This window comes from Roseomonas sp. E05, assembly GCF_030063475.1.
Lineage (GTDB): Bacteria > Pseudomonadota > Alphaproteobacteria > Acetobacterales > Acetobacteraceae > Pseudoroseomonas.
The window spans coordinates 11,246-35,746 of sequence record NZ_JASIRT010000018.1 but is presented as its reverse complement, the minus strand read 5'-3'; the positions used below and the strand labels follow the sequence as shown (position 1 = coordinate 35,746).

Genomic DNA, 24,501 nt, shown 5'->3' with positions numbered 1-24,501 from the left:
GCAGCCTGCCAGGCGGTCGTCAGTCCGCCAGCAGGGCCGCGTGGAGGGCGTGCCAGCTCGCCTCGTCGGGCGCGGCGAGCAGCCCGCCATCGGTATGCTCCGGGCGGTACGGGCTGCCGTCGAAGCGGGCGCTGTAGCCGCCCGCCTCGCGGTGCAGCAGCCAGCCCGGCAGGTGGTCCCAGGGCATCAGCCGGCTGTAGAGCACGGCATGGGCGCCGCCCGAGGCGATCAGCCGGTACTCATGCGCCGCGCAGCGGAAATGCACGCCGCCGGCCAGCTTCGGCATCCGTGCGGTGAGGCGGCTCTTCCAGGGTTCGGCGATATAGGTCCAGGAGATGCCGGCGATCATCTGCTCCACCGGCACGGGCGGGGCGACGTGGAGGTCCGTCCGGTGGCCATCCGGCGCCTCGATCCAGGCCCCTTCCCCGCGCAGGGCGATGGCGGTGTCGTCGCCCATGGGGTCGTAGATCCAGGAGGCGACCACCTCGCCCTTCACCACGGCGGCGGCCATGCAGCCGAACAGCGGCACGCCGGCGGCGAAGTTGGCGGTGCCATCCACCGGGTCCACCACGAAGGCGAGGTCGGCGCCCGCCAGACGGTCCAGCACGGCGGGGTCGGTGGCGGTGGCTTCCTCGCCGATCACCACGCAGCCGGGAAAGCGTTCCGTCAGCTCGGCGGTGATGCGCCGCTCCGCCGCCTCGTCCGCATCCGTCACCAGATCGGTGATGCTGGTCTTGGTGCGCACGGCGCCGCTGGCGAGGCGGCGGAAGCGCGGCTTGATCTCCGCCTGCGCCGCATCGCGCAGGAGGACGGCGATGTCGGTCGCCAGGCGGGAGTTAAAGCGCATCGGGTCCTCGCACGCGGTCAGGATTGCTCGAAACGGGCACGGTCGGCCGGCGAGAGGCGCACGGTCAGGTGGATGGCGTCGTCGTCATCGGCACGGGTGAGCACTTCGCCATGCTGGTAGAGCCAGGCCAGCCGCGCGCCCTCGCCGGGCGGGATGGCGTATTCGACCGTCTCCATCCCCGCGGCAAGGCGGGCGTCGAGGGCGGCGCGCAAGGCATCCAGCCCCTCCCCCGTCAGCGCCGAGACCACGACCGAACCCGCATCGTCCGCCCCGGGCACCGCCGAGGTGCCGCCGAGCAGATCGGCCTTGTTCAGCACCTCGATGGTGCGCCGGGGCCAGTTCTCGTCGAGCGTCGGATGAGGCCCGGAGGCCATTTCCGTCAGCACGGCGATGACATCGGCGCGCTGCGAGGCACTGTCCGGATGCGCCACGTCCCGCACATGCAGGATGATGTCGGCCGCGGCCACCTCCTCCAGCGTCGCGCGGAAGGCCTCGATCAGCTGCGTCGGCAGGTCGCTGATGAAGCCGACCGTGTCGGAGAGGATGATGGTGCGGCCGCTGGGCAGGCGGATCGCCCGCATGGTGGGGTCCAGCGTCGCGAAGAGCTGGTCCTGCGCGTAGATGCCGGCGCCGGTCAGTGCGTTGAACAGCGTGGACTTGCCCGCGTTCGTGTAGCCGACCAGCGCCACCACCGGGAAGGGCACGCGGGTGCGCGCGGCCCGGTGCAGGCCGCGGGTGCGGCGCACCTGCTCCAGCTCGCGCTTCAGCTTGACGATGCGCTCGCCGATCAGCCGCCGGTCGATCTCGATCTGGCTTTCGCCAGGGCCGCCGAGGAAGCCGAAGCCGCCGCGCTGGCGCTCCAGGTGGGTCCAGGACCGCACCAGCCGCGTCCGCTGGTATTCCAGATGCGCCAGTTCGACCTGCAGCGAGCCTTCCCTGGTGCGGGCACGCTCGCCGAAGATCTCCAGGATGAGGCCGGTCCGGTCGATGACCTTGCAGCCCCAGGCGCGCTCCAGGTTGCGCTGCTGGACCGGCGAGAGGGCGGCATCCACCACCACCACGCCGACCTGGTTTTCCTCGATGGCGCCCTTCACCATCTCGACCTGCCCCTCGCCGAGCAGCGTGGAGGGGCGCCGGCTGCGCAGGGGCAGCACGGCGCTGTGCACGACGGTCAGACCGATCGAGGCGGCGAGGCCAACGGCCTCGGCCAGGCGGGCCTCGGCGGCGCGGCTGGCGAAGCGGGCATCGGGAAGGGCGACAACGCCCTCGGCGCCCGCCGGGCGCGTCGGGCGCTCATACGGCAGCAGCACGGCGGCAAGCGTCGGCTTGCTGCTCCGTGCCTCGCTGGCGTCAGTCGGAGGAGCCGACAGGATTGACCTCGCGTTGCATTGTCAGGGTACCGTTCCGGCTCACATTCACCGGGCCGGCAGGAGCTGCCGCCGCCGCCGCTCCGGTGGCGGAGGAGGCATCGAACAGCGTGATCGGCGCGCCCGGCATGACGGTGCTGATGGCGTGCTTGTAGACCAGCTGGGTGTGGCCGTCGCGGCGCAGCAGGACGGAGAAATTGTCGAACCAGGTGATGATGCCCTGCAGCTTCACGCCATTGACCAGGAAGATGGTCACCGGCGTCTTGCTCTTGCGGACATGGTTCAGGAACACGTCCTGAACATTCTGGGACTTCTCGGCGGCCATAGGCTCGGTCCTTCTTTTTCTTGGCGGGCCCTTTTCCGGGCCACCGGCGTCTTTACGCAGGCAGGCACAGGGCTCCGCCCCGGCGGGCGGGCTGCCCGCCGGTTCGCCCGCAAGATCATGCAAGGCGGGGGGTCTTGGCAAGGCCGCGCAGGCATTCGGCGAGCACATGCCCATCGGCGAAGACCGCGTCGGGGGAAAGCGCGGCCACGCCGCCGTCATGCGCCGCATCGCCCAGCAGCACGGCGCTGCAGCCCGCTGCCCGCGCCGCCTGCATGTCCACGCCCGTATCGCCGACGAACCAGACCCCCGGCCCCGGCGCGATGCCGAGCCGTTCCAGCGCCATCAGCACCGGCGCGGCGGCCGGCTTGTCGGCGGCCGCGTCCCCTGCCCCGACCAGCGCGCCAAAGCGGATGTCCCATCCGAGATGCGCCGCCTCCCTCCGCAGGATCGGCCCCTGCTTGTTCGAGACCACGGCCAACGGCCAGGCCGCCGCGGCATCGAGTGCGGCGAGGACGCCGCCGAGCGGCGTCAGGAACTCCAGGTGCCGGGCACGCACTTCCCCGTAGAACAGCTCGCGCGCGCGCTCCCACTCCGCGCCGAAGATGGCCGGGAAGGCGTCGCGCAGGGAGAGGCGCGCGCGCGCGCGCACCTCCTCGATGGACCATTCCGGCAGGGCGAAAGCGCGCAGCGCGGCGTTCATCCCGGCCTGGACGCCGCCCCAGGCATCCACCAGCGTATTGTCCCAGTCCCACAGGATGGCCTGCGGGAGCGGCAGGACCACCGCGCTCATGCCGCGTTCTTCACGCCGCCCTTCACATGGCGGGCAAAGAGCTCGAACAGCCGGCGCGCGACCGGGCCGGGCGTGCCGTCGCCCACCGGGGCGCCGTCGATCGTCACGATCGGCTTCACGAAGGAGGTGGCGGAGGTGATGAAGGCCTCACGCGCGCGCTTCAACTCGTCCCGCGTGAAGGCACGCTCCTCGAAGGCGATGCCGGCCTGCTTCAGCTCGGCCATCAGCGCGCCCCGGGTGCAGCCCGGCAGGATGTCGTGCGACAGCGGGCGCGTGCGGATGGTGCCGTTCTCGTCCACGATCCAGAAGTTGGTCGCCGCGCCCTCGGTGACGAAGCCAGTCTCCTCCTCGTAGAGGATCGCCTCGATGGCGCCCTGCTCTCGCGCCGCCTGGCGCGCCAGAACGTTGGGCAGCAGGTTGGTGGTCTTGATGTCGCGCCGCGCCCAGCGCAGGTCCGGCAGGGTGATCGCCGCGCCGCTCCAGTTGTCGATCGTCGCCGGATAGGGCGGGATGCGCTTCACCGTCACCACCAGGGCCGGCGGCACGGGCTGCGCGGGAAACGGATGATCGCGCCGTGCCACGCCGCGCGTCACCTGCATGTAGAGCAGCCCTTCCCGCACCCGGTTCTTGCGCGCGACCTCCTGCAGCACGTGCGACAGCGCCTGCCGCGGCATCGGCATGGGCAGGCGGATCTCCTTCAGCGAGCGCTCCAGCCGGTCCAGGTGCCGGTCCTCATCGATGAAACGGCCGTCATAGAGGTGCACCACCTCGTAGATGCCATCGCCGAACTGGTAGCCGCGATCCTCGACGTTCACGCTGGCCTCGCGCTGGGGGAGATAACGGCCATTCACATAGGCGATGCGGGACATGCCCAGAGTCTCTTCCTGCTGCTCACGATAAGGAGGGCGCAGCTTCGCGCCAGCAGGGCGGCGCGGCAATGCCCCGCCTGCGCTTTCCTCACCCCTGCGCGGCGCGGTCCTCGGCCTGCACGCCGAGGAACTTCAGCTTCCGGTGCAGCGCGCTGCGCTCCATGCCGACGAAATTGGCGGTGCGGCTGATATTGCCCCCGAAGCGCAGCAGCTGCGCCTCCAGGTACTGCCGCTCGAACAGCTCCCGCGCCTCGCGCAGCGGCAGGGTCATGATCTCGGAGGAGCGGTCGAGCTTCAGCGCGGCCGGCGCCGCAGCCCCCACCTCCGGCGGCAGCATCTCCGGCCGGATCGGCTCGCCGGGGCCGCCCGGCGCCATGATCAGCAGCCAGTCCACGAGGTTGCGCAGCTGGCGGACATTGCCGGGCCAGTCATAGGCCTGCATGGCCGCCAGCACGTCCTCGGACAGCTCGCGCGCCGGCACGCCGGAGGTCTCCGCCGTGCGCGCCATGAAGTAGCGCGCCAGCAGCGGCACGTCCTCCCGACGCTCGCGCAGCGCCGGTACGCGCAGCGGCACCACGGCGAGGCGGTAGTAAAGGTCCTCGCGGAACCGCCCTGCGGCGATCTCGGCCGCGAGATCCCGGTTGGTGGTGGCAATCACGCGCACATCCACCTTCACGCGGGTCGCACCACCGACGCGCTCGAAGCCCTGCTCCTGCAGGGCACGGACGATCTTGCCCTGGGTTTCCAGCGGCATGTCGGCCACCTCGTCGAGCAGCAGCGTGCCGCCATGGGCGCGCTCCAGCACGCCGGAGCGGCGCGGCGGCGCCTGCGGATCGGTGCCGGACTCGATGCCGAACAGCTCCTCCTCGAAGCGCGCGGGATTGAGGGTGGCGCAGTTCAGGGCGACAAAGGGCTCGGCGGCGCGGCGGGAACGGGCATGGATCATGCGCGCCGCCACCTCCTTCCCAGCACCCGCGGGCCCGGAGATCAGCACCCGGCTGCCGGTCGGCGCCACCCGCTCGATCGCGCCGCGCAACTGGGAGATCTGCGATGAACTGCCCAGCAGTTCCGTCTCGGCCCCCGCGCGCAGCTTCAGCTCGCTGACCTCGCGCTTCAGCCGCGCTGCCTCCAGCGCCCGCTCGGCGATCAGCAGCAGCCGGTCGGATTTGAACGGCTTCTCGATGAAGTCATAGGCGCCCTGCTGGATCGCCTGCACCGCGGTCTCGATGGTGCCATGGCCGGAGATCATGACCACCGGCACCTTGGGCTCCTCCCGCTGCATCGCCTCGAGGATGCCGAGCCCGTCCAGGCGCGAGTTCTGCAGCCAGATGTCGAGGATGACGAGGCTGGGCCGGCGGGCACGGAAGGCGGCGAGCGCGGTGTCGGAATTCTGCGCGACCCGCGTCTCGTAGCCTTCGTCCGAAAGAATGCCCTCGATCAGCGCGCGGATGTCCGGCTCGTCATCGACGATCAGGATATCATGCGCCATGCTGCTGCATCTCCGTGCTTTTTGCCGCCATCTCTGTCCCGGATTCCGGTCCGCTGCGCCTCGGCAGCAGCAGCGCCGCCCTGGCGCCCGGCAGTGGTCCTCCCGCGGCGTCGCGCCGCTCGGTCAACACCAGCCTTCCTCCGTGGTCCTCCATGATCTTCTTGACGATGGCAAGACCAAGGCCAGTCCCTTTTGCTTTATGAGTCACATAGGGCTCGGTCAGCCGCGCCCGCTCCTCGCCCTGCGGCAGGCCGATGCCGTCATCCTCCACCGCGAGCGTGACCCATTCCTCGCCCACCTCCACGGAAAGCGTGATCCGCCCCGCCGGCGGCTCGGCTCCCTCGGCCGCCTCCGCCTGGCGCCGCATCGCCACGGCATCCGCGGCATTGGCGAGAAGATTGGTCAGCGCCTGGCCGATCAGCCGGCGGTCACAGGCCACACGCGGCGCCTCCGGCGGGATTTGCGTTGAATAAACAATGTCGTGATGCGCGTGCTGCTGGAGAATCAGCGCTTCGCGCGCAACCTGGTCGACCGGTTCCGGCCGGATCACCGGCTGCGGCATGCGCGCGAAGGCGGAGAACTCGTCCACCATCCGCCCGATATCCTCGACCTGCCGGACGATGGTGTCGGTGCAGGCCTTGAAGGTATCGGGGTCGGACTGGATCTCCTTCAGGTAGCGCCGCTTCAGCCGCTCGGCCGAGAGCTGGATCGGCGTCAGCGGGTTCTTGATCTCATGCGCGATGCGACGCGCGACATCGGCCCAGGCCGCCTTGCGCTGGGCGGAAAGCAGCTCGGTGATATCGTCGAAGGTCAGCACGAAGCCCACCACCTGCCCGCGCTGCAGCTCGGCGCCGATCTGGGCCAGGAGCGAGCGCCGCTCGCTGGCCGGGCCGATGCGGATTTCCGCCGTCTGCGGCCGCTCGGGCGTGGCCAGCGCCGCCTCCAGCAGGGGGGCGAATTCCGGCACCACATCGGCGAGCCGATGACCCAGTTCGGCGCTGAGGTCGCGGCCCAGCAACTCGCTGGCGCTGCGGTTGGGCAGGTTGATGCGGCCCTCGGTGTCCAGCCCGACCACGCCGGCCGAGACGCCGGCCAGCACCGTCTCGGTGAAGCGCCGCCGCTCGTCGATCTGGCGATAGGCCTCCATCAGCTCGCTGCGCTGGGCGGCGAGCTGGTTGGTCATGCGGTTGAAGGCGCGGGAAAGCGAGCCGACCTCGTCATCCGCCTCGCTCTCGGTCACACGCACGGAGAGGTCGCCGGAGCGCACCCGGTCCGCCGCGATGATCAGCCGGGCGAGCGGCCGGGCGATCTGGTTGGCGATGACGAGGCCGATCAGCACCGCCGCCATCAGCACCAGCAGCGCGGCGATGGCGAAGATCATGGCGAAGGTGATCTGCAGGCCCGAGCGGTTGCGGTCGAGCTGGTCATAGGCCTGGAAGGCCCGCTCGGTGCGCTTCATGTGCTCGATGACGCTGGGGTCCACCGGGCGGCCGATCAGCAGCATCAGCCCGGGGCCGATATCCAGCTCGACCAGGGCGCGCACCCGCCCCTCCTCCGACTCGCCCGGCAGCACGGCCACCTCGCCGCTGCGCGCCAGCTCCATGGCCCAGGCCGGCAGCGGCTCCAGCACCGGCGTCGTGGTCAGCCCGGCATGCGAGACGACGCGGCCGGTCACCGGGTCGAAGACCACGGAGTCGGTCAACCCCCGCAGCACGGTATGCGTGGCGAGGATCTGCGCGAAGCCATACTGGTTGCTGTCGAGCAGCCGCCCTGCCCGGTTCAGGTCCGCCGCCATCGCCAGCGCATCGGCGCGGATGGTGTTGCGATGCTCATCCAGATAGGCACGCGAGGCGACGAGGCTGGCCTCCAGCGTGTCGCGCACCCGGTCGCTGAACCAGGCCTGAATGCCGAGATTGAAGAATACCGCGGCGAAAATGGCGACCAGCAGCGCCGGCACCACGGCGACGACGCTGAACAGCATCACCAGCCGCACATGCAGCCGCGAGCCCGCCGAGCCGCGCCGCCGCTCGGCCCAGACGCGGACCAGCCGGGCGATCAGCGAGACCGCGAGCAGCAGCAGGAAGGCGACGTTGACCAGCACCATCGCCACCACCTGCCCCGGCCGGGTGGGGCCGAAGGGGCTGCCCCCCGAAAGCAGGGTGAAGGTGCCGATGCCCAGCAGCAGCGCGCCCACCGCCAGGGCGATCGTCACACCCCGCCCCAGCAGCGCATCGAGGATGCGGCGGAAGAGCGAGGGGCGGCTCTCGCCGAGCCGGCTGGCGAGGCGCTTCACGACAACCCGCGCACCACCGGCAGGTCGAGCTCGCGGATCTTCTTGCGCAGCGTGTTCCGGTTCAGCCCGAGCATGGCGGCGGCCTTGATCTGGTTGCCGCGCGTGGCCGAGAGGGCGAGCCGGAGCAGCGGGCGTTCCACCTCGGCCAGCACACGCTCATAGAGATCGCGCACCGGCAGCCCATCCTTCTGCGCCGCCACGAAGCTGCTGAGATGCCGCTCCACGGCCTGCTCCAGCGTCTCGGGGCTGCGCGTCTCGGGATCGGCGATGGGGGCGGCCTCGGTCAGCTCGGCGGCGACGGCGTCGGCGCCGATCACCTCCTGCGGGTAGAGCGCGGCCAGCCGGCGCATCAGGTTCTCCAGCTCGCGCGCATTGCCGGGCCAGGAGTGCTGCCGCAGGCGCTCCACCGCGCCCTGGTCGAGCTGCTTGGCCGGCAGGCCGGAGGCCTTGGCGCGGTCCAGGAAGTGCTTGGCCAGCAGCGGGATGTCCTCCAGCCGCTCGCGCAGCGGCGGCAACCGGATGGGCACCACGTTGAGACGGTAGAACAGGTCCTCGCGGAACAGCCCCTGGCGGATCGCCTGCCGCAGGTCCCGGTGCGTGGCCGCGACGATGCGGACATTCGCCTTGATCGGGTTGCGGCCGCCGACAGTGGTGAACTCGCCCTCCTGCAGCACGCGCAGCAGGCGGGTCTGCGCCTCGGATGGCATGTCGCCGATCTCGTCCAGGAACAGCGTGCCGCCCGCCGCCTGCTCGAAGCGGCCGACGCCGCGCGCCAGCGCCCCGGTGAAGGCGCCGCGCTCGTGCCCGAACAGCTCGCTTTCGATCAGCTCGCGCGGGATCGCCGCCATGTTGATGGCGACGAAGGGGCCGGTGCGGCGGCGGCCATAGTCATGCAGGGCACGCGCCACCAGCTCCTTGCCGGTGCCGCTCTCGCCGGTGATCATCACCGTGAGGTCGGTCGTCGTCAGCCGGGCGACGGTGCGGTAGATCTCCTGCATGGCCGGCGAGCGGCCGACCAGCGGCAGGCGCTCGCCCTCGCCATCCGCGTCCTCCTCCCGCGGCTGCGGCAGGGCCGGCGCGGTCAGGGCACGGGCGACAACGGCCAGCAGCTCCTTCAGGTCGAAAGGCTTCGGCAGGTACTCGAAGGCGCCGCGCTGGGCCGCCTTCACCGCCGTCATGAAGGTGGACTGCGCGGACATCACCACCACGCGCAGCTCCGGCCGCACGCGCTTGATGCGCGGCACGAGGTCCAGCCCGTTTTCGTCAGGCATCACCACGTCGGTGATCACCAGGTCGCCGGCGCCTTCCTCCACCCAGCGCCAGAGGGTGGCCGCCGAGGAGGTCGCCCTCACCGTGTAGCCGGCGCGCCCCAGCGCCTGGGAGAGGACAGTGCGGATGGCGCGATCGTCGTCGGCCACGAGGATGGTGCGGGTGTCGGTCATTCGTCGCGGGTCTTGGGGTGGCCGGCGAAGCCGGTCGGCACCATCGGAAGGGAGAGGCGGAACACCGTGCGGCCGGGGCGGCTGTCGCACTCGATCAGGCCACCCTGATCGGCGACAAGCTTGGCCACCAGGGCGAGGCCGAGCCCCTGCCCGCCCCGCTTGGTGGAGACGAAGGGCTCCCACATCGTCGCGCTGACATCCTCGGGAATGCCGGGCCCATTGTCGCGCACGCTGACCTGCAGCGGCAGATGGACCCGCTCGCGCGAGCCGGGAATCGCGATCCGCACGCCATGATGGTAGGCGGTGGAGAGGTGGATCTCGCCGGTCTGCGGGTCCACCGCCTCGGCGGCGTTCTTCACCAGGTTCAGCAGGACCTGCACCAGCAGGTCCCGGTTGCCGAAGATCGGCGGCAGCGAAGGGTCGTAGTCCTCGACGATGCGCAGATGACTGGCGAAGCCGCGCCCGGCGATGCGCCGCACATGGTCGAGCACCTCATGGATGTTCACCGGGGCACGCTCCACCGGGCGCTCGGAGAACATGTCCATCCGCTCGACAAGGCTGCGGATGCGGTCCGCCTCGTCCTGGATCAGGACGCAGAGCTCACGATCCGCCTCGCTGGCCGACTGCTCCAGCAGCTGCGCCGCGCCGCGGATGCCGGAAAGCGGATTCTTCACCTCATGCGCCAGCATCGCCGCCATGGCCGAGGCGCCGCGCGCCGCGCCGCGGAAGTCGAGCTGGCGCTCAAGCTTCTGCGCCTTGCTGCCATCCTGCAGCGTCAGCACGACCGCGCCGGGCAGCTCGGGCAGCGGCGCGCCATGCGCCGCGACGCCGGTCCGGTGCAGGCGGGGGCTGTCCAGCGTGAGATCATGGTCCGAGACGGGTGAGTCGAGCATGCGGACCTGCGCCACAAGGGCGAAAAGGCGGCTGTCGGGCGGGATCAGGTCGGCGAGGCCGAGCTGGGCCAGTGTGCCCGCCGAAAGCTGAAAAAACTGCTCCGCCGCCGGATTGGCGGAGCGGAAGCGGTCCTTCGCGTCGAGCACCACCACGGGCACCGGAAGGGCGGCGAGCAAAGCCACGGCGTCAGGCAAGGCCACGCTGCCCTCCCCGGGCCTCCGGAACGAAAGGACGGGACTGCTCATGCCGCCAGCGCATCCTGGTCCGGCTCACGGAAGGCGTCCCGGACGGCTTCGACGCCCTGGTCGATCAGCGGACGGTAGAAGGCTTCCAGCAAAGCCTCGGCGGCTTCCGCCGTCTCCGCCCGGTTCACCTGCACGCGGAACTCCGCCGAGCCGGGCAGGCCCTTCGAGTACCAGGCGAGGTGCTTGCGGGCGAGCCGCACGCCGGGATGGGTGCCGTGGTGCTCCAGCATCGCCCGGTAGTGCCGCAGCAGGATCTCGTACTGGGTGGCGAGGTCGGGCTCGGGCAGCTCGGCGCCGGTGGTCAGGTAGGCCGCGGTGCGGGCCAGCAGCCAGGGCCGGCCATAGCAGCCGCGGCCGATCATCACGCCGTCCGCCCCGGACTGGCGCAGCGCCTCGGCCGCGTCCTGCGGCGTCAGGATGTCGCCGTTGACGATGACGGGGATGCCCACCGCCTGCTTCACCTGGGCGACGAAGGCCCAGTCGGCGCTGCCGGTGTAGAACATCTGCCGGGTGCGGCCATGCACCGTCACCATGCGGATGCCGCACTCCTCGGCGATCTTCGCCAGGCGCGGGGCGTTGAGGCTGTTGTGGTCCCAGCCCATGCGCATCTTCAGCGTGACCGGCACGGAGACGGCCTTCACCGTCGCCTCCAGCAGGCGGGCGGCATGGATCTCGTCCCGCATCAGGGCGCTGCCGGCCTGCTGACCGAACGCCACCTTCTTCACGGGGCAGCCGAAGTTGATGTCCACGATGGCGGCGCCGCGATCCGCCGCCAGCTTCGCCGCCTCCCCCATGGTCACGGGGTCGCAGCCGGCGAGCTGCACGCTGGCCGGCCCGCCGAACCCGTCCACCTCGGCCATCTTCAGCGTCTGGCGGTTCTCCCGCACCATGGCCTGGCTGGCGATCATCTCGCTGACCACCATGGGAGCCCGCAACTCGCGGCAGAGGCGGCGGAAGGGCAGATCGGTAACGCCCGACATGGGCGCGAGGATGACCGGGGCGTCGATGCGGATCGGCCCGACCGTGATCGGCCGCAACACCGGCGGCGCGGCCGTGGAAGGCGTGGGGGCGATGCTCATGATTTGGGCAATCTAGTCACAAGCCCCCGATCCGTCCATGAGCAAACCGCCTGACCTGTTGGCAAATTTCACCGCTTGACCCAGGTCACGCCCCTTGAAACCGGCTTGGCGAACTCCTGACGGATATCCCCCTGGGCGCGGCGGTGCCGGGCGGATAGGGTTCGCGCCATGCGTGTCATCGCCCTGCTCATGGCGGCCGGAACCGGCAGCCGCTTCGGCGCCGAACGGCCGAAGCAATATCTCGCCCTCGCCGGGCGCCCCATCCTGCGCCATGCCGCCGAGGCGCTGCTCGCCGAGGGCGGCGTGACGGCCCTGCTGCCGGTGGTCGCCGGCCCCGCCGAGGCGCGCGAGGCCGAGGCGGCGCTGGCCGGCCTGCCCTGCCTGCCCGCCGTCCAGGGTGGCGCCACCCGGCAGGCCAGCGTGCGCGCCGGGCTGGAGGCGCTGGCCGCCGCGCCGCCCGACGTCGTGCTGGTGCATGACGCCGCCCGCCCCTTCGTACCCGCCGGCATCGTGCCGGCCCTGCTGAAGGCGCTGCAGGACGTCCCCGGCGCGATTCCCGCCCAGCCCGTCAGCGACACGCTGAAGGCCGGCGAGAGCGGCCGTATCCTGCGCACCGTGCCGCGCGCCGGGCTGTTCCGCGCGCAGACGCCGCAGGCCTTCCGCTTCGCCCCCCTGCTGGACGCGCACCGCGCAGCGCGCGAAGAAGCCACCGACGATGCCGCACTGCTGGAGGCCGCCGGCCTGCCGGTGGCGCTGCTGCCCGGATCGGAGAGCAACCTGAAAGTGACCTATCCCGAGGATCTCGCCCGCGCCGAGGCATCCCTGCTGCCCCGCCTGCTGCCGGCCATGGGCACCGGCTTCGACGTCCACCGGCTGGTGGAGGGCCGCCCGCTCATCCTCTGCGGCGTGACCATTCCGCACCCGCTGGGGCTGGAGGGGCACTCGGACGCCGATGTCGGCCTGCACGCGCTGTGCGACGCCATCTATGGCGCGCTGGCGGAGGGCGATATCGGCCGCCACTTCCCGCCCAGCGACATGCAATGGAAGGACGCCGACAGCACCGCCTTCCTCCGCCACGCCGCCGGCCGGGTGGCGGCGCGCGGCGGCATCCTGACGCATGTGGACGTGACGCTGATCTGCGAGCGGCCGAAGATCGCCCCTCATGCGGAGGCGATGCGGGCGCGGGTGGCGGACCTGCTCGGCATCCCGGTCGGCCGGGTCTCGGTGAAGGCCACCACCACGGAGCGACTGGGCTTCACCGGGCGCGGCGAGGGCATCGCCGCCCAGGCCGCCGCCACCCTGCTGCTGCCGGCCTGACACCCAGGCCGGCGGCTCCTCTCTCTCTCCTGCCCCGTGCGCTCAGCGCGGCGGCAGGAAGCCGACCAGCTCCTCGGCGCGGCGCACGATCGGGTCGGCGATGGCGGCGGCCTTCTCGGCGCCGCGGCGCAGGGCGGCGTCCACCGCCGCCGGGTCGTCCAGCAGCCGCTTCATCTCCGCCTGGATGGGCGAGAGCTTGGCCACGAGTGCCTCGGCCAGCACCTCCTTGAAGGCGCCGAAACCTTTGCCGCCATGCTCGGCCAGCACCGCTTCGGCCGTGCTGCCGGTGATGGCGGCCAGGATGCCGACGAGGTTCCGCGCCTCGGGCCGCCCCTCCAGGCCCCGTTCCTCGGAAGGCAGCGGCTCCGGGTCCGTCTTGGCGCGGCGGACCTTCAGCGCGACGGCATCGGCATCGTCGGTCAGGTTGATGCGCGACTGGTCGGAGGGGTCCGACTTCGACATCTTCTTCGTGCCGTCGCGCAGGCTCATCACCCGCGCCGCCACGCCCTGGATCAGCGGCTGGATGACGGGGAAGAACTCCTCGCCATAGTCGTGGTTGAACTTCTGGGCGATGTCGTTGGCCAGCTCGATATGCTGCTTCTGGTCATCGCCCACCGGCACCTGGGTGGCATGGTAGGCCAGGATGTCGGCCGCCATCAGGTTCGGATAGACGTAGAGACCGACCGAGGCGCCCTCGCGGTCCTTGCCGGCCTTGTCCTTGAACTGCGTCATGCGGTTCAGCCAGCCGATGCGGGCCACGCAGTTGAAGACCCAGGCGAGGCGCGCATGGGCGGGCACGTGGCTCTGCACGAAGAGGATGCAGCGCTCCGGGCTCAGCCCGCAGGCGATCAGCGCCGCCGCCATCTCGCGCGTCTGCCGCGCCAGTTCCTTCGGGTCCTGCCACACCGTGATGGCGTGCTGGTCCACCACGCAGAAGAGCGAGGCATCCCCGTTCTGCATGGGCACCCAGTTGCGGATGGCGCCCAGGTAGTTGCCGAGGGTGGGGATGCCGGAAGGCTGAATCCCGGAGAAAACACGCTGCATCGTCGAACCTTTCGGGCCTGGCGCTGGGCGTGATCCCGCGCGGGGCGCCGCGCGTCAAGCCATCCCGCGCCATCCACCCTTGCGCTGGCGGCGCGGGAACGGCACTCAGCCCGGGAAGTGGGCTTGGAGGAACAGGATGCAGGTCGAGCGGGAACTGGCGGGGCTGCAGGTCACAACCCAGGCATGGCGCGCCGGGGGAGAGCGCATCGGGCTGGTGCCCACCATGGGCGCGCTGCATGCGGGTCATCTCGCCCTGGTCGAGGCCGCCCGCGCCGCCGCCGACCGCGTGATCGTCTCGATCTTCGTCAATCCGCTGCAGTTCGGTCCGCAGGAGGACCTCGACCGATACCCGCGCGACGAGGCGGGCGACCTGGAGAAGCTGCGCCGCGCCGGCTGCGACCTGGTCTGGCTGCCCGGCCCGGCCGTGATGTACCCGCCCGGGGACGCCACCCGCATCGAGCCCTCCGGCCCCGCCGAGGGCTGGGAGGGCGCCGCCCGCCCCGGCCACTTCCGCGGCGTGGCCACAGTCTGCACCAAGCTCTTCATGATGACCCGCGCCGATGTCGCCGTGTTCGGCGAGAAGGACTGGCAGCAGCTCCAGGTGATCCGGCGCGTGGTGGCCGACCTGCATCTGCCCCTCCGCATCCTGCCCCTGCCCACGGTGCGCGACACGGACGGGCTGGCCCTTTCCTCCCGCAACCAGCGCCTCTCGCCGGGCGAACGTGGTGAGGCCGCTCGGCTCCCCCGCGCGCTGCAGGCGCTGGCCGGGGCGCTGGCCGGCGGTGCGGCGCCGCAGGCCGCCCTGGCGCGGGAGCAGGAGGCGCTGACGGCTGCCGGCTTCGGCGTGGACTATCTGGCGCTGGTGGTGCCGGACAGTCTGCAACCCTGGCCCGCCGGCGCGTCCGGCGAAGCGCGGCTTATCGTTGCCGCGCAACTGGGGAGTGTGCGGCTGCTGGATAACATGCCGGTCATGATCTCCTCGCGTAGCGAAGCCTGACACTTTTCGCCGCTTCCTGCGTTGCAGCAGGTTGATGGGCAATCTGATCGATATCGCCGAGCATCCCTGCCCGGCCGGGATGCCGCGGCCGGCAACGTCCGGGCGGGAAGGGCTGCTCCGCCCCGGCCAGAACGTCTGGCGGCTGGAGCGGGCGGCGCGCGGCAAGGTGCTGGTGGACGCCGCCAACTACTATGGCACGCTGCGCGAGGTGCTGAAGAAGGCACGCCACAGCATCTTCATCGCCGGCTGGGACATTGACAGCCGAACGCCGCTCGTCGGCCCCAGCGGCGAGGCGGCGGACGGCCTGCCGGCCACCCTCGGCCCCTTCCTGGCGGCGCTGGTGCAGCGGCGGCCGGAACTGCGCGTCAAGCTCCTGCTCTGGGACTATTCGGTACTCTACGCGCTGGAGCGCGAGCTGCTGCCGGCCCTCAGCCTGCAGTGGAACACCCCCTGGCAGATCGAGCTCTGCCTCGACGACGAGATCGCCTTCGGCGCTTCCCACCACCAGAAGCTTGCCATCGTCGACGACAGCCTCGCCTTCTGCGGCGGCCTGGACCTGACGATCCGCCGCTGGGACACGTCCGAGCACAGGATCCACAACCCGCATCGCATGGACCCGCGGGACGAGACCTACGCGCCCTTCCACGACACGCAGATGATGGTGGATGGCGCCGCAGCCACCGCGCTGGCGGAACTCTTCCACTCCCGCTGGCTCCGCGGCGCCTGCGAGGAGCTGCCGCCCCCCTCGCCCGCCGGCGCCGACGGCACCGACCTCTGGCCCAGCGGCGTGGTGCCCGACTTCCGCGACGTCGAGATCGGCATCGCCCGCACCATGGGCACCTTCGAGGATGAGCCGGAGATCCGGGAGGTCGAGCGGCTCTTCGAGGACATGATCGACGTCGCCGAGCGCAGCATCTACATCGAGAACCAGTTCCTGACGAATGTCGGCCTGGCGCAGCGGCTCGCTGACCGGATGCGCGAGCGGCCGCAGCTTGAGGCGGTGATCCTCGGCCCGAAAACCCACCACACCTGGCTGGAACACCGCACCATGCTCGCGGGCCGCATCCGCTTCACGGAGACGCTGCGCCGCGCCGGCGTGATGGACCGGGTGCGGCTGCTCTATCCGCATGTCGGCGGCCGGCGCGGCCCGCAGGCGGACGTCATGGTCCACTCCAAGGTGATGATCGTGGACGACCGGCTGCTGCGGGTCGGCTCGGCCAATCTCTGCAACCGCTCCATGGCGGCCGACAGCGAGTGCGACCTGGTGATCGAGGCGCGCGACGAGGCGACCCGTGCCGGGATCCGCCAGGTGCGCGACCGCTTCCTCGCCGAGCATCTCGGCGCCACGCTGGAGCAGGTGGCGGAGGCGACGCAGGGCGGCTCCCTCTTCGCCGCCCTCGACAGGCTGGGCACCCGGCGCCGGCAACTGCTCCCGATCGAGGACGGGCGGCTGCAGGAAGGCGAGGGCCTGCCGCAGATCGAGGCGGTGGCGGACCCGGTCCGCCCCCTCAGCTCCACCGTGCTGCTGGCCGACTTCACTGCAGGAAACGGACACCCTCACCTCATGCCCCTTTGGCTTCGCATCGCGCTGGTGGCGGGGCCGATCCTGCTGCTCGGCATCGCCTGGCGCTACACGCCGCTGGCCGACTTCCTGAACCCCGACACCTTCAGCGCCTCGATGCAGAGCGTCAACGGTGCCTGGGGCCCGGCCATGGCGCTGGGACTGTTCATGGTCCTGGGGCTGCTCGCCTTCCCCGTGAACGTGCTGATCGTCGCCACGGCGGCGGCCTTCGGCCTCTGGCCGGGGCTGATGTACGCGGCGGTGGGCGCGCTGGTCAGCGCCTTCCTGACCTATCTGGTCGGGCGCAGGGCCGGGCCGGACATGCTGCGCAAGCTGATGGGGCCGCGCATCAACCGCATCAGCCGGGGCATCGCCCGCAACGGCATCATGGCGGTGACGATGGTCCGGCTGATGCCGGTTGCCCCCTTCACCCTGGTGAACCTCGTGGCAGGCGCCATCCGCATCCCCATGTTGGACTACATGGCCGGCACCGCGCTCGGCCTGGCGCCCGGCTTGCTGCTGATGACGGCCCTCGGCGACCGGCTCATCCGCATCATGCAGGCCCCCTCCCTGACGGACATCATCGGCTTCGTGCTGGTGCTGCTGGCCTGGGCAGCGCTGTCCTATGGGTTGCAGATGCTGGTGGGCTGGTTCCGGCGCCGCGCCGCACACAAGGAGGAAGCATGATCCTGCGGGCGATGACCTGGAACATCCATTCGGCCATCGGCCCGGATGGGCGGTACGACCTGGAGCGCGTGCTCGGCCTGATCCGCCGCCACCATCCAGACCTCCTGGCAGTCCAGGAAGTCGAGGCGCGCGGCCGCGGCGCCCGGCCCTCGCCCTTCACCCTGCTGCGGGAGCATTTCGCGGGCCATGCCCTGCATGCCGAGACGATCCACGCGCATGACGGTGCCTATGGCCACATGCTGCTCAGCCGCTGGCCGATGGAACAGGAGGCGGTGCACGACCTCTCCATCGAAGGGCGGGAGCCGCGCGCCGCGATCGCCGCGCGCATCCGCACCCCCGGCGGGCTGCTCGGCGTCATCGCCGCGCATCTCGGCCTCAAGCGGGCCGAGCGGCACCGGCAGGCGAGCCGGCTGGCGAAGCTGGTGCGGGAAATGGAGGGGCCCACCGTCGTGATGGGCGACTTCAACGACTGGAGCTGGCGGGGGCCGGTCTGGCGCAGCCTCTCGCCGCTGCTGCCGGCGCGGACCTCGCACCGGACTTTCCCGGCGCGCTTCCCGGTGCTGCGGCTGGACGAGATCTTCTGCCGGCCCGCCAACCTGCTGGGCCCGAGCTGGCGAGACAAGGCGGGCAAGACCGCCTCGGACCACCTTCCCGTGGTGGCGGAGCTGCGCATGCCCGCCAGCGCCAACCGCTCCCAGGCGGAGGCCGCCCATCGCGCGACGGAGCCGCTGGAGGAAAGCTTCGGCTAGAGCATCTTCACCCGTTCCGATGATGCCATCGGAACGGGATCTGCTCTAAGCCCGGTGGAGGAGAAGTGGCGCGCCCTGAGGGATTCGAACCCCCAACCAACCGGGTAGAAGCCGGTTGCTCTGTCCAGTTGAGCTAAGGGCGCCGCGCCGCCGGCGAATTCAGTGCGTCCAGTTCTCGGCCCGGCCGTAGCGGAAGTTCTCGGCGTAGGACTTCGGCTTGATTTCCCGCTGGGGCGCCGGCGCGTCCTCGACCTCGTAGACGAGGCCGTTGGCCTTGGCATAGGCCTCGGCCGCCTCGCGCGAGGAGAAGCTGAGGCGAAGCTGAGCCTGCGTGTCGCCCGAGCCGAACCAGCCGGTCAGCGGGTCGAGCTTGCGGGCCTCGGCAGGCGCGAAGGTCAGGATCCAGCCGCCGCCCCGCCGCTTGCCGGACTGCATGGCCGAACGTGCCGGGGAGTAGATGCGGGCGATGGCAGTGTTGCGGCTCATGGCGTTCGGTGCTCTCGGCCTCATGCTGGCGGGGTGCCCCGCCGGAACAGGGTTTCGGGGCGAGAGGATTCGAACCTCCGGCCCTCTGCTCCCAAAGCAGATGCGCTACCAGGCTGCGCTACGCCCCGAATGGGGTGCAAACTATGGTCTGGCTGGCCGCTCCGCAAGCGCCTTCAGCCGATCCTCGTGGCCCCGCCCATCCAGGGTGCCAGCACCTGCGGCACGCGCACGCTGCCATCCGCCTGCTGGTGCGTCTCCAGCACCGCGATCAATGCCCGGCCGACAGCCACACCGGAGCCGTTCAGCGTGTGCAGGAAGGCCGTGCCCTTGCCCTCTTTCGGGCGGTAGCGGGCATTCATCCGGCGCGCCTGGAACTCGCGGGTGTTGGAGCAGGAGGAGATCTCCCGCCAGGCCCCCTGCCCCGGCAGCCAGACCTCCAGGTCGTAGGTCTTCGCCGCGGAGAAGCCGGTGTCCCCGGCGCAGAGCACGATGCGGCGCCAGACGAGGCCCAGCTCGGTCAGCACCCGCTCGGCGCAGCGGGTCATGCGTTCATGCTCGGCCTCCGACTGCTCCGGCGTGGTGATGGAGACCATCTCCACCTTGGAGAACTGGTGCTGGCGCAGCATGCCGCGGGTGTCGCGCCCGGCGCTGCCGGCCTCGGAGCGGAAGCAGGGCGAGAGCGCGGCGAAGCGCAGCGGCAGTTCCGCCTCGGGCAGGATTTCGCCCGCCGCGAGGTTGGTCAGCGGCACCTCGGCCGTCGGGATCAGCCAGCGCCCGTCCGTGGTGCGGAACAGGTCCTCCTCGAACTTCGGCAACTGGCCGGTGCCGTACATGGTGGCGTCGTTCACCAGCAGCGGCACCGCGGTCTCGGTGTAGCCATGCTCCTCTACATGCAGCGAGAGCATGTACTGGCCGAGGGCGCGCTCCAGGCGCGCCAGCGCGCCCTTCAGCACGGTGAAGCGGGCGCCGGCCAGCTTGGCGGCGCCGGCGAAGTCCATCAGCCCGAGCGCCTCGCCGATCTCGAAATGCTGCTTCGGCGCGAAGTCGAGTTCCGGCGGCGTGCCCTCCTGGTGGAGGACGAGATTGGCGCTCTCGTCCCGCCCTTCCGGCACGTCGGCATCGAGCAGGTTGGGCAGCGCCTCCAGCACGGCGATCTGGGCGGCCTCGGCAGCCTTGGCCTCGGCCTCCAGCGCCTCCATGCGGTCGCGCAGCGCGGCGCCCTCCGCCTCCAGCGCCGCGGTGTCGCCGCCCTGGCGCTTCGCCTGCCCGATCTCCTTGGAAAGCTGGTTGCGGCGGGCCTGCGCCTCCTGGGCGGCGGTCTGCGCGGCGCGGCGGGCGGCATCCTGCGCCAGCAGGGCCTCGGCCACCGGCGCGAGGCCGCGCCGGGCCAGGGCAGCGTCGAAGCCGGCCGGATCGGCGCGGACGATGCGGATGTCATGCATGGCGGGAACTCAACTGTTGTCGTCGCGCTTCGGCTTCACCCAGCCCGCGGCCAGGATCGAGATCTCGTACAGGGCGATCAGCGGCACGGCGAGGCCGATCTGGCTGATGATGTCCGGCGGCGTGATCACCGCCGAGACGGCGAACATGCCGACGATGGCGTAGCGCCGCCCCCGCTTCAGCCCTTCGACCGAGACGATGCCGACCTTGGCCATCAGCGTCAGTGCCACCGGCAGCTGGAAGGCCACGCCGAAGGCCAGGATCATGTGCATGACGAGGCTGAGATACTCGCTGACCTTCGCCTCGAGCTGCACGGGCAGCGCACCGGAGCCGGGCGGCGTCTCGAAGGAGATGAAGAACTTCCAGGCCAGCGGAAAGATGAAGTAGTAGGCCAGCGCCGCGCCCATCACGAACAGCACCGGCGAGGCGAGCAGGAAGGGCAGCAGCGCCTTCTTCTCGCTGCGGTAGAGGCCCGGCGCGATGAACAGCCAGAGCTGCGTCGCCCACATCGGGAAGCTGAGGAAGGTGGCGCCGAACAGGGCGACCTTCAGGTAGGTGAAGAAAGCTTCATAGAGAGCGGTGAAGATCATCCGCCGCTCGCCGCCGCTCTGCTGCTGCAGGATATCGGCCAGCGGCTGTGCCAGGAAGCCGTAGATCTGCGACGAGAAGTAGTAGCAGAGCGCGAAGGCGATGATGAAGGCGCCGAGCGACCATAGCAGCCGCGTCCGCAGTTCGAGCAGGTGCTCGATCAGCGGCATCGGCTTGTCGTCGATTGTGTCTTCCTGGTCTCGGGGCACGGATGGTTTGCTCAGACGTTCGGGGTTGCGGGCTTGCCCGGGACCGTCTGGGCAGTGCCAGAGGCAGGCTCGGCGGCGGGTGCCGTGTCGCGGCCTTCGGCGGGCCGGTCAGGGCCGGTCGGGCGGGCGGGGCCGGATTCGGCCGCGACCGCCGGGGGGACGAAGGCCGGCGCCGCGCTCGTCTCCACGTGCTCCGGGGCATCGGCCGACGAAGCCGCCGGCGTCGCCGGGCTGGTGGCGGCAGACGAGCTGGGCTCGGGCTTCCAGGCATCCTTCAACGGGTCCTCGTTGATGGTACGCCGGATCTGCCCGTCCTGGTCAAGGTTGCGCTCGATCGCGCCCTTCAGGTCGAAGTTGCGGATGTCGCGGATCTGGTCGCGCACGTCCTCGAGCTTGGCCTCGCGGACCAGCTCGTCGGCATGCGACTGGAACTCCGCGGCCATGCGCCGCAGCTTCTGGATTCCCTTGGCGATGTTGCGGATGGCGTCCGGCAGGTCCTTCGGCCCGATCACCACCACCGCCACCACGGCGATCAAGGCCAGTTCCGACCACGCGAAATCGAACATGTGCTTCCCATCTCCCCCAGCCGGGGGCCGCTTCCGTTAGCAGGAACGGAGGACAGCGCCAATCGGCCGCCTTGCTTCCCGTTTATCCATTCTGCCTATCTAGGCGCTTCCCGCCGAAAAGACGAAGGCGTGCGGGCGCTCCGCAGCAAGCTTCACAGGAGGCTGCCCCCCGGCGGGCCGCCGATGCCGGGCTGCCCGTCGCCGGCGAGCAGCTCCTCCCGGCGCGGCAGGTCGGCCAGGACCCGCAGGCCGAACTGCTCCAGGAAGCGGGGCGTGGTGCCCCAGAGCGTCGGCCGGCCCGGCACCTCCTTGCGGCCGCGCGGTGCGATCAGTCCCTGCTCCAGCAGGGTTTCCAGTGTCGTCTGGGACAGGCTGGTGCCGCGAATCTCCTCGATCTCCGGGCGGGTGACGGGCTGGTGGTAGGCGATGATGGCCAGTGCCTCCATCGCCGCACGCGGCAGGCGGCGGGGCGCCTCCACCACGCGCGTCAGCACCGGCGCGAGATCCGGGGCGGTGCGGAAGGCATAGCCGCCGGCCACCTCGGTCAGCTCCACCCCGCGCCCGGCATAGCGGGAGGCGAGCAGGGTCAGCACCGCATCCGCGCGCAACCCCTCGGGCAGCAGCTCCTGCAGGCGCTGCGGCGGCACCGGGCGGTCGGAGGCGAAGACCAGCGCCTCGGCGAGGCGCAGCGCGTGTTCGAGTTGCGCGAGGCCTGCCGGGTCCCCGTCAGGCGGCAGCGGCATCATGGTCGGCTCCCTCCAGCGCCGCCTCGGCCGCCGGGCAACGCCGCAGCAGGATGGGGCCGAAGGCGGCTTCCTGCCGCAACTCGATACTGCCGCCCCGCGCCATCTCCAACCCCGCGATGAGCGTGGCCGCCAGGGCGGCGCGCCGCTCCACCGGATCCTCCAGGGCTTCGGGCAGGAAGCGTTGCAGCTCGCCCCATTCCGGCAGGCCGCCGACCAGCCGCGCGAGCCGCTCCAGCGCTTCCTGCACCGTCCAGAGGCGGCGCGGCTTGGGGCGGTAGGGCCGCTTGGCCGCGGAGCGGCGCAGCGCCTCCACATAGGCGCGCAACAGCATCGGCAGGTCCGCGTTCAACCCGCTGCGGTCCTGCCGCAGGAAGCTCTCGGGGTTGCCGCGCTCCAGCACCTCCTGGCCGAGCTGCGGCCGGGTGGCGAGCCACTGGGCGGCCGCCCGCATCCGCTCCAGCTCGGCCAGACGCTCGGCGAGCTGCCCGGCCAGCGCCTCGGCGTCCTCCTCCTGCTGCGGGTCCTCCGGCAGCAGGAGGCGGGACTTCAGCCAGGCCAGCCAGGCCGCCATCACCAGCCAGTCCGCCGCCAGCTCCAGCCGGACCTGGCGGGCGCCCTCGATCACCGCGAGGTACTGATCGACCAGATCCAGGATGGAGAGCCGGGCGATGTCCACCTTCTGCGCCCGCGCCAGCTCCAGCAGCAGGTCGAGCGGCCCCTCATAGCCATCCAGGCTGACATGCAGCGTCTCCGGCGCCGTCATGTCCCGTGTCCGGCCAGCCACAGGATCAGGTTGAAGCCCGGCCCGGTGACCAGTTCGACCAGCCAGCCGAGCAGGTCGAGCGAGGGCGAGATGCGCGGCAGCACGAAGATCAGCAGCAGCACGATCAGCAGCCCCCCCCGCTCCAGCCGCGCCACCTGCATGGCCAGCGGCGCCGGCAGCAGGCCGACCAGGATGCGTCCGCCATCCAGCGGGGGAACCGGCAGCAGGTTGAACAGGCCGAGCAGCAGATTGGCCAGGATGGAGAGAATGACGAAGCGGATGCCCAGCGCCATCGCCTCGGGCGGCAGGGTGCCGCCAAGGCTCTCCAGCGGATGCGCCAGCATCGCCGCGCACCAGGCGAGGAAGACGTTCATCGCCGGCCCGGCGGCGGCCACCAGCGCCATGCCCGAGCGGGGGTCGCGCAGCCGGCGGACATCCACCGGCACCGGCTTGGCCCAGCCGAACATCGCCTCGACCCGGCCGATGGTCAGCAGCTGGACCAGCAGCAGGATGCCGGGCAGCAGCACCGTGCCGACGGGGTCCACATGCCGCAGCGGGTTCAGGCTGAGCCGGCCGGCGCGCTGCGCGGTGTCGTCTCCCAGCGCCAGGGCCGCGTAGCCATGCGCCGCCTCATGCAGCGTGATGGCCAGGACCGTGGCAAGGATGGCGACCGCGAGCTCGGGCAGCCAGCCGGTCACGCCGCCTCCCGCAACAGGGCGTCCCGCCGGGCGGCGAGCGCGGCGGGGTCGTCAGTGCGCCCCTGGCTGGCCAGCCGGGTGGCGGCGCGCGCGGCCGCGAGGCGGGCGGCGGCGCGGTCGCTGAGCGGTGCGCTGCCTTCCAGCACGGCCACCGTCTCCGCCAGATCGCCGGTGCAGTGCAGCACGAGGTCGCAGCCGGCCGCGAGCGCCGCCGCGGCCAGCTCGCCCGGCGGCCCCTGCAGCGCGTGCATCGCCAGGTCGTCCGAGACCAGCACGCCATCGAAGCCGATCTCGCCGCGGATCACGCCGGAGATCACCCGCGGCGACAGGGTGGCCGGCCGCTCGGCATCCCAGGCGGGGTAGAGGATATGCGCGGTCATCGCCCAGGCGCCGCTGGCCGCGAGGGCGCGGAACGGCGCCAGGTCGGCCTCCAGCACGTCCCGCGCCTCGGTGACGCGTGGCAGTTCCAGATGGCTGTCCGCCATGGCGCGGCCATGGCCGGGAATGTGCTTGATGACGGGAATGGTGCCCGCCGCCTGCAGCCCGGCGATCCAGGCGGCGCCGAGGCGGGCCACCTCTTCCGGCGCGGCGCCGAAGGAGCGGTCGCCGATGATGCCATGCGCGCCGGGCAGGCGCAGGTCCAGCACCGGGGCGCAGACCACGTCCAGCCCCATGGCGGCGCATTCGAGCCCGAGCAGCGTGGCATTGGCCTCGGCGGCGCCGGCGGGGCGGCTCTCGAAGGCGGCGGCCGGCGGGAAGGCCGGCCAGTGCGGCGGGCGCAGCCGGGCCACGCGCCCGCCTTCCTGGTCGATCAGGATCGGCGCCTCGCCTCCCAGCTCCGCGCGGATCGCCGCCGTGAGCGCGGCAAGCTGCGCCGGGGACTCCACGTTGCGCGCGAACAGGATCGCCCCGAGCGGGCGCAGGCGGCGCAGCATCGCCACCTCCTCGGCCAGCAGGACGGGGCCCGAAAGGCCGATGATGGCCGCGCGCGGCGTGGACATGGTGAAGGC

At 71.3% G+C, this 24,501-nt stretch carries 23 protein-coding genes and 2 tRNA genes; 4 read left to right on the top strand and 21 right to left on the bottom strand.

The features are described 5' to 3' along the window. Positions 1-19: 19 nt before the first annotated feature. The 10 genes from QMO56_RS17085 to dusB all read right to left on the bottom strand — a co-directional run bounded on the left by QMO56_RS17085 (position 20) and on the right by dusB (position 11,640). Positions 20-847, bottom strand: coding sequence for an inositol monophosphatase family protein (locus tag QMO56_RS17085; RefSeq protein WP_283527634.1), 828 nt, complete (start codon positions 845-847; stop codon positions 20-22). A 17-nt stretch (positions 848-864) separates the two neighbouring features. Continuing rightward, a complete protein-coding gene (gene hflX / locus QMO56_RS17080; protein ID WP_408906536.1) occupies positions 865-2,217 on the bottom strand; it encodes a GTPase HflX in 1,353 nt (450 codons plus the stop codon). Beyond that, entirely contained in the window at positions 2,198-2,539 is a 342-nt protein-coding gene (gene hfq / locus QMO56_RS17075; RefSeq protein ID WP_283527630.1) for an RNA chaperone Hfq, read from the bottom strand. The genes hflX and hfq overlap by 20 nt, the downstream gene beginning before the upstream one ends. A gap of 115 nt (positions 2,540-2,654) precedes the next feature. After that, on the bottom strand, positions 2,655-3,329 hold the full coding sequence (locus QMO56_RS17070; RefSeq protein WP_283527628.1) for an HAD family hydrolase: 675 nt from the start codon (positions 3,327-3,329) through the stop codon (positions 2,655-2,657). Continuing rightward, positions 3,326-4,198: a D-amino-acid transaminase gene (locus tag QMO56_RS17065; protein ID WP_283527626.1), complete on the bottom strand. Its 873-nt coding sequence runs from the start codon at positions 4,196-4,198 to the stop codon at positions 3,326-3,328. The genes QMO56_RS17070 and QMO56_RS17065 overlap by 4 nt, the downstream gene beginning before the upstream one ends. Before the next feature lie 88 nt (positions 4,199-4,286). Further along, positions 4,287-5,687 (bottom strand): sigma-54 dependent transcriptional regulator, encoded by a 1,401-nt coding sequence (locus QMO56_RS17060; protein ID WP_283527624.1) that lies wholly within the window; start codon positions 5,685-5,687, stop codon positions 4,287-4,289. After that, positions 5,677-7,980 (bottom strand): PAS domain-containing sensor histidine kinase, encoded by a 2,304-nt coding sequence (locus QMO56_RS17055; RefSeq protein WP_283527622.1) that lies wholly within the window; start codon positions 7,978-7,980, stop codon positions 5,677-5,679. Before QMO56_RS17055 ends, QMO56_RS17060 begins: the two co-directional genes overlap by 11 nt. After that, positions 7,977-9,422 (bottom strand): nitrogen regulation protein NR(I), encoded by a 1,446-nt coding sequence (gene ntrC / locus QMO56_RS17050; protein WP_283527621.1) that lies wholly within the window; start codon positions 9,420-9,422, stop codon positions 7,977-7,979. Before ntrC ends, QMO56_RS17055 begins: the two co-directional genes overlap by 4 nt. Next, positions 9,419-10,561 (bottom strand): nitrogen regulation protein NR(II), encoded by a 1,143-nt coding sequence (locus QMO56_RS17045; RefSeq protein WP_283527619.1) that lies wholly within the window; start codon positions 10,559-10,561, stop codon positions 9,419-9,421. Before QMO56_RS17045 ends, ntrC begins: the two co-directional genes overlap by 4 nt. Continuing rightward, positions 10,558-11,640: a tRNA dihydrouridine synthase DusB gene (dusB, locus tag QMO56_RS17040; protein WP_283527617.1), complete on the bottom strand. Its 1,083-nt coding sequence runs from the start codon at positions 11,638-11,640 to the stop codon at positions 10,558-10,560. Before dusB ends, QMO56_RS17045 begins: the two co-directional genes overlap by 4 nt. Before the next feature lie 168 nt (positions 11,641-11,808). Here dusB and QMO56_RS17035 point away from each other — a divergent pair, with 168 nt between their 5' ends. Then, positions 11,809-12,957, top strand: a complete 1,149-nt coding sequence (locus QMO56_RS17035) for a bifunctional 2-C-methyl-D-erythritol 4-phosphate cytidylyltransferase/2-C-methyl-D-erythritol 2,4-cyclodiphosphate synthase (protein ID WP_283527615.1) — start codon at positions 11,809-11,811, stop codon at positions 12,955-12,957. Between the two features lie 42 nt (positions 12,958-12,999). Here the strand turns inward: QMO56_RS17035 and trpS are convergent, their stop codons facing one another. Beyond that, positions 13,000-14,001 (bottom strand): tryptophan--tRNA ligase, encoded by a 1,002-nt coding sequence (gene trpS / locus QMO56_RS17030; protein WP_283527614.1) that lies wholly within the window; start codon positions 13,999-14,001, stop codon positions 13,000-13,002. Between the two features lie 136 nt (positions 14,002-14,137). On the opposite strand from trpS, the gene panC reads away from it, so the two are divergent. Genes panC through QMO56_RS17015 form a run of 3 tightly spaced genes read left to right on the top strand, consistent with a single transcriptional unit; the run spans position 14,138 to position 17,995 of the window. Then, positions 14,138-14,998 carry a pantoate--beta-alanine ligase gene (gene panC / locus QMO56_RS17025; protein WP_283527612.1) on the top strand — a complete coding sequence of 287 codons (861 nt, stop codon included), beginning with the start codon at positions 14,138-14,140 and terminating at the stop codon, positions 14,996-14,998. Between the two features lie 34 nt (positions 14,999-15,032). Next, positions 15,033-17,246, top strand: a complete 2,214-nt coding sequence (locus QMO56_RS17020; RefSeq protein ID WP_283527610.1) for a VTT domain-containing protein — start codon at positions 15,033-15,035, stop codon at positions 17,244-17,246. Next, positions 17,243-17,995: an endonuclease/exonuclease/phosphatase family protein gene (locus QMO56_RS17015; RefSeq protein ID WP_283527608.1), complete on the top strand. Its 753-nt coding sequence runs from the start codon at positions 17,243-17,245 to the stop codon at positions 17,993-17,995. Before QMO56_RS17020 ends, QMO56_RS17015 begins: the two co-directional genes overlap by 4 nt. Positions 17,996-18,061: 66 nt before the next feature. Here the strand turns inward: QMO56_RS17015 and QMO56_RS17010 are convergent. The 10 genes from QMO56_RS17010 to nagZ form a co-directional block, all read right to left on the bottom strand. Beyond that, positions 18,062-18,138: transfer RNA gene (locus tag QMO56_RS17010), tRNA-Arg, on the bottom strand. Positions 18,139-18,154: 16 nt separating this feature from the next. Beyond that, positions 18,155-18,481, bottom strand: a complete 327-nt coding sequence (locus tag QMO56_RS17005) for an ETC complex I subunit (RefSeq protein ID WP_283527606.1) — start codon at positions 18,479-18,481, stop codon at positions 18,155-18,157. Between the two features lie 54 nt (positions 18,482-18,535). Further along, positions 18,536-18,609, bottom strand: a tRNA-Pro gene (locus tag QMO56_RS17000). 45 nt (positions 18,610-18,654) lie between these two features. Further along, positions 18,655-19,923, bottom strand: a complete 1,269-nt coding sequence (gene serS, locus QMO56_RS16995) for a serine--tRNA ligase (RefSeq protein ID WP_283527604.1) — start codon at positions 19,921-19,923, stop codon at positions 18,655-18,657. A gap of 9 nt (positions 19,924-19,932) precedes the next feature. Further along, on the bottom strand, positions 19,933-20,718 hold the full coding sequence (gene tatC / locus QMO56_RS16990) for a twin-arginine translocase subunit TatC (RefSeq protein WP_283527602.1): 786 nt from the start codon (positions 20,716-20,718) through the stop codon (positions 19,933-19,935). An 11-nt stretch (positions 20,719-20,729) separates the two neighbouring features. Then, a complete protein-coding gene (gene tatB, locus QMO56_RS16985; protein WP_283527600.1) occupies positions 20,730-21,284 on the bottom strand; it encodes a Sec-independent protein translocase protein TatB in 555 nt (184 codons plus the stop codon). Positions 21,285-21,436: 152 nt separating this feature from the next. After that, entirely contained in the window at positions 21,437-22,030 is a 594-nt protein-coding gene (scpB, locus tag QMO56_RS16980) for an SMC-Scp complex subunit ScpB (RefSeq protein ID WP_283527598.1), read from the bottom strand. After that, complete coding sequence (locus QMO56_RS16975; RefSeq protein WP_283527596.1) at positions 22,011-22,793, bottom strand: ScpA family protein; 783 nt, start codon at positions 22,791-22,793, stop codon at positions 22,011-22,013. Before QMO56_RS16975 ends, scpB begins: the two co-directional genes overlap by 20 nt. Next, complete coding sequence (locus tag QMO56_RS16970; protein ID WP_283527594.1) at positions 22,790-23,491, bottom strand: site-2 protease family protein; 702 nt, start codon at positions 23,489-23,491, stop codon at positions 22,790-22,792. Before QMO56_RS16970 ends, QMO56_RS16975 begins: the two co-directional genes overlap by 4 nt. Continuing rightward, on the bottom strand, positions 23,488-24,492 hold the full coding sequence (gene nagZ / locus QMO56_RS16965; RefSeq protein ID WP_283527592.1) for a beta-N-acetylhexosaminidase: 1,005 nt from the start codon (positions 24,490-24,492) through the stop codon (positions 23,488-23,490). Before nagZ ends, QMO56_RS16970 begins: the two co-directional genes overlap by 4 nt. Positions 24,493-24,501: the final 9 nt, after the last annotated feature.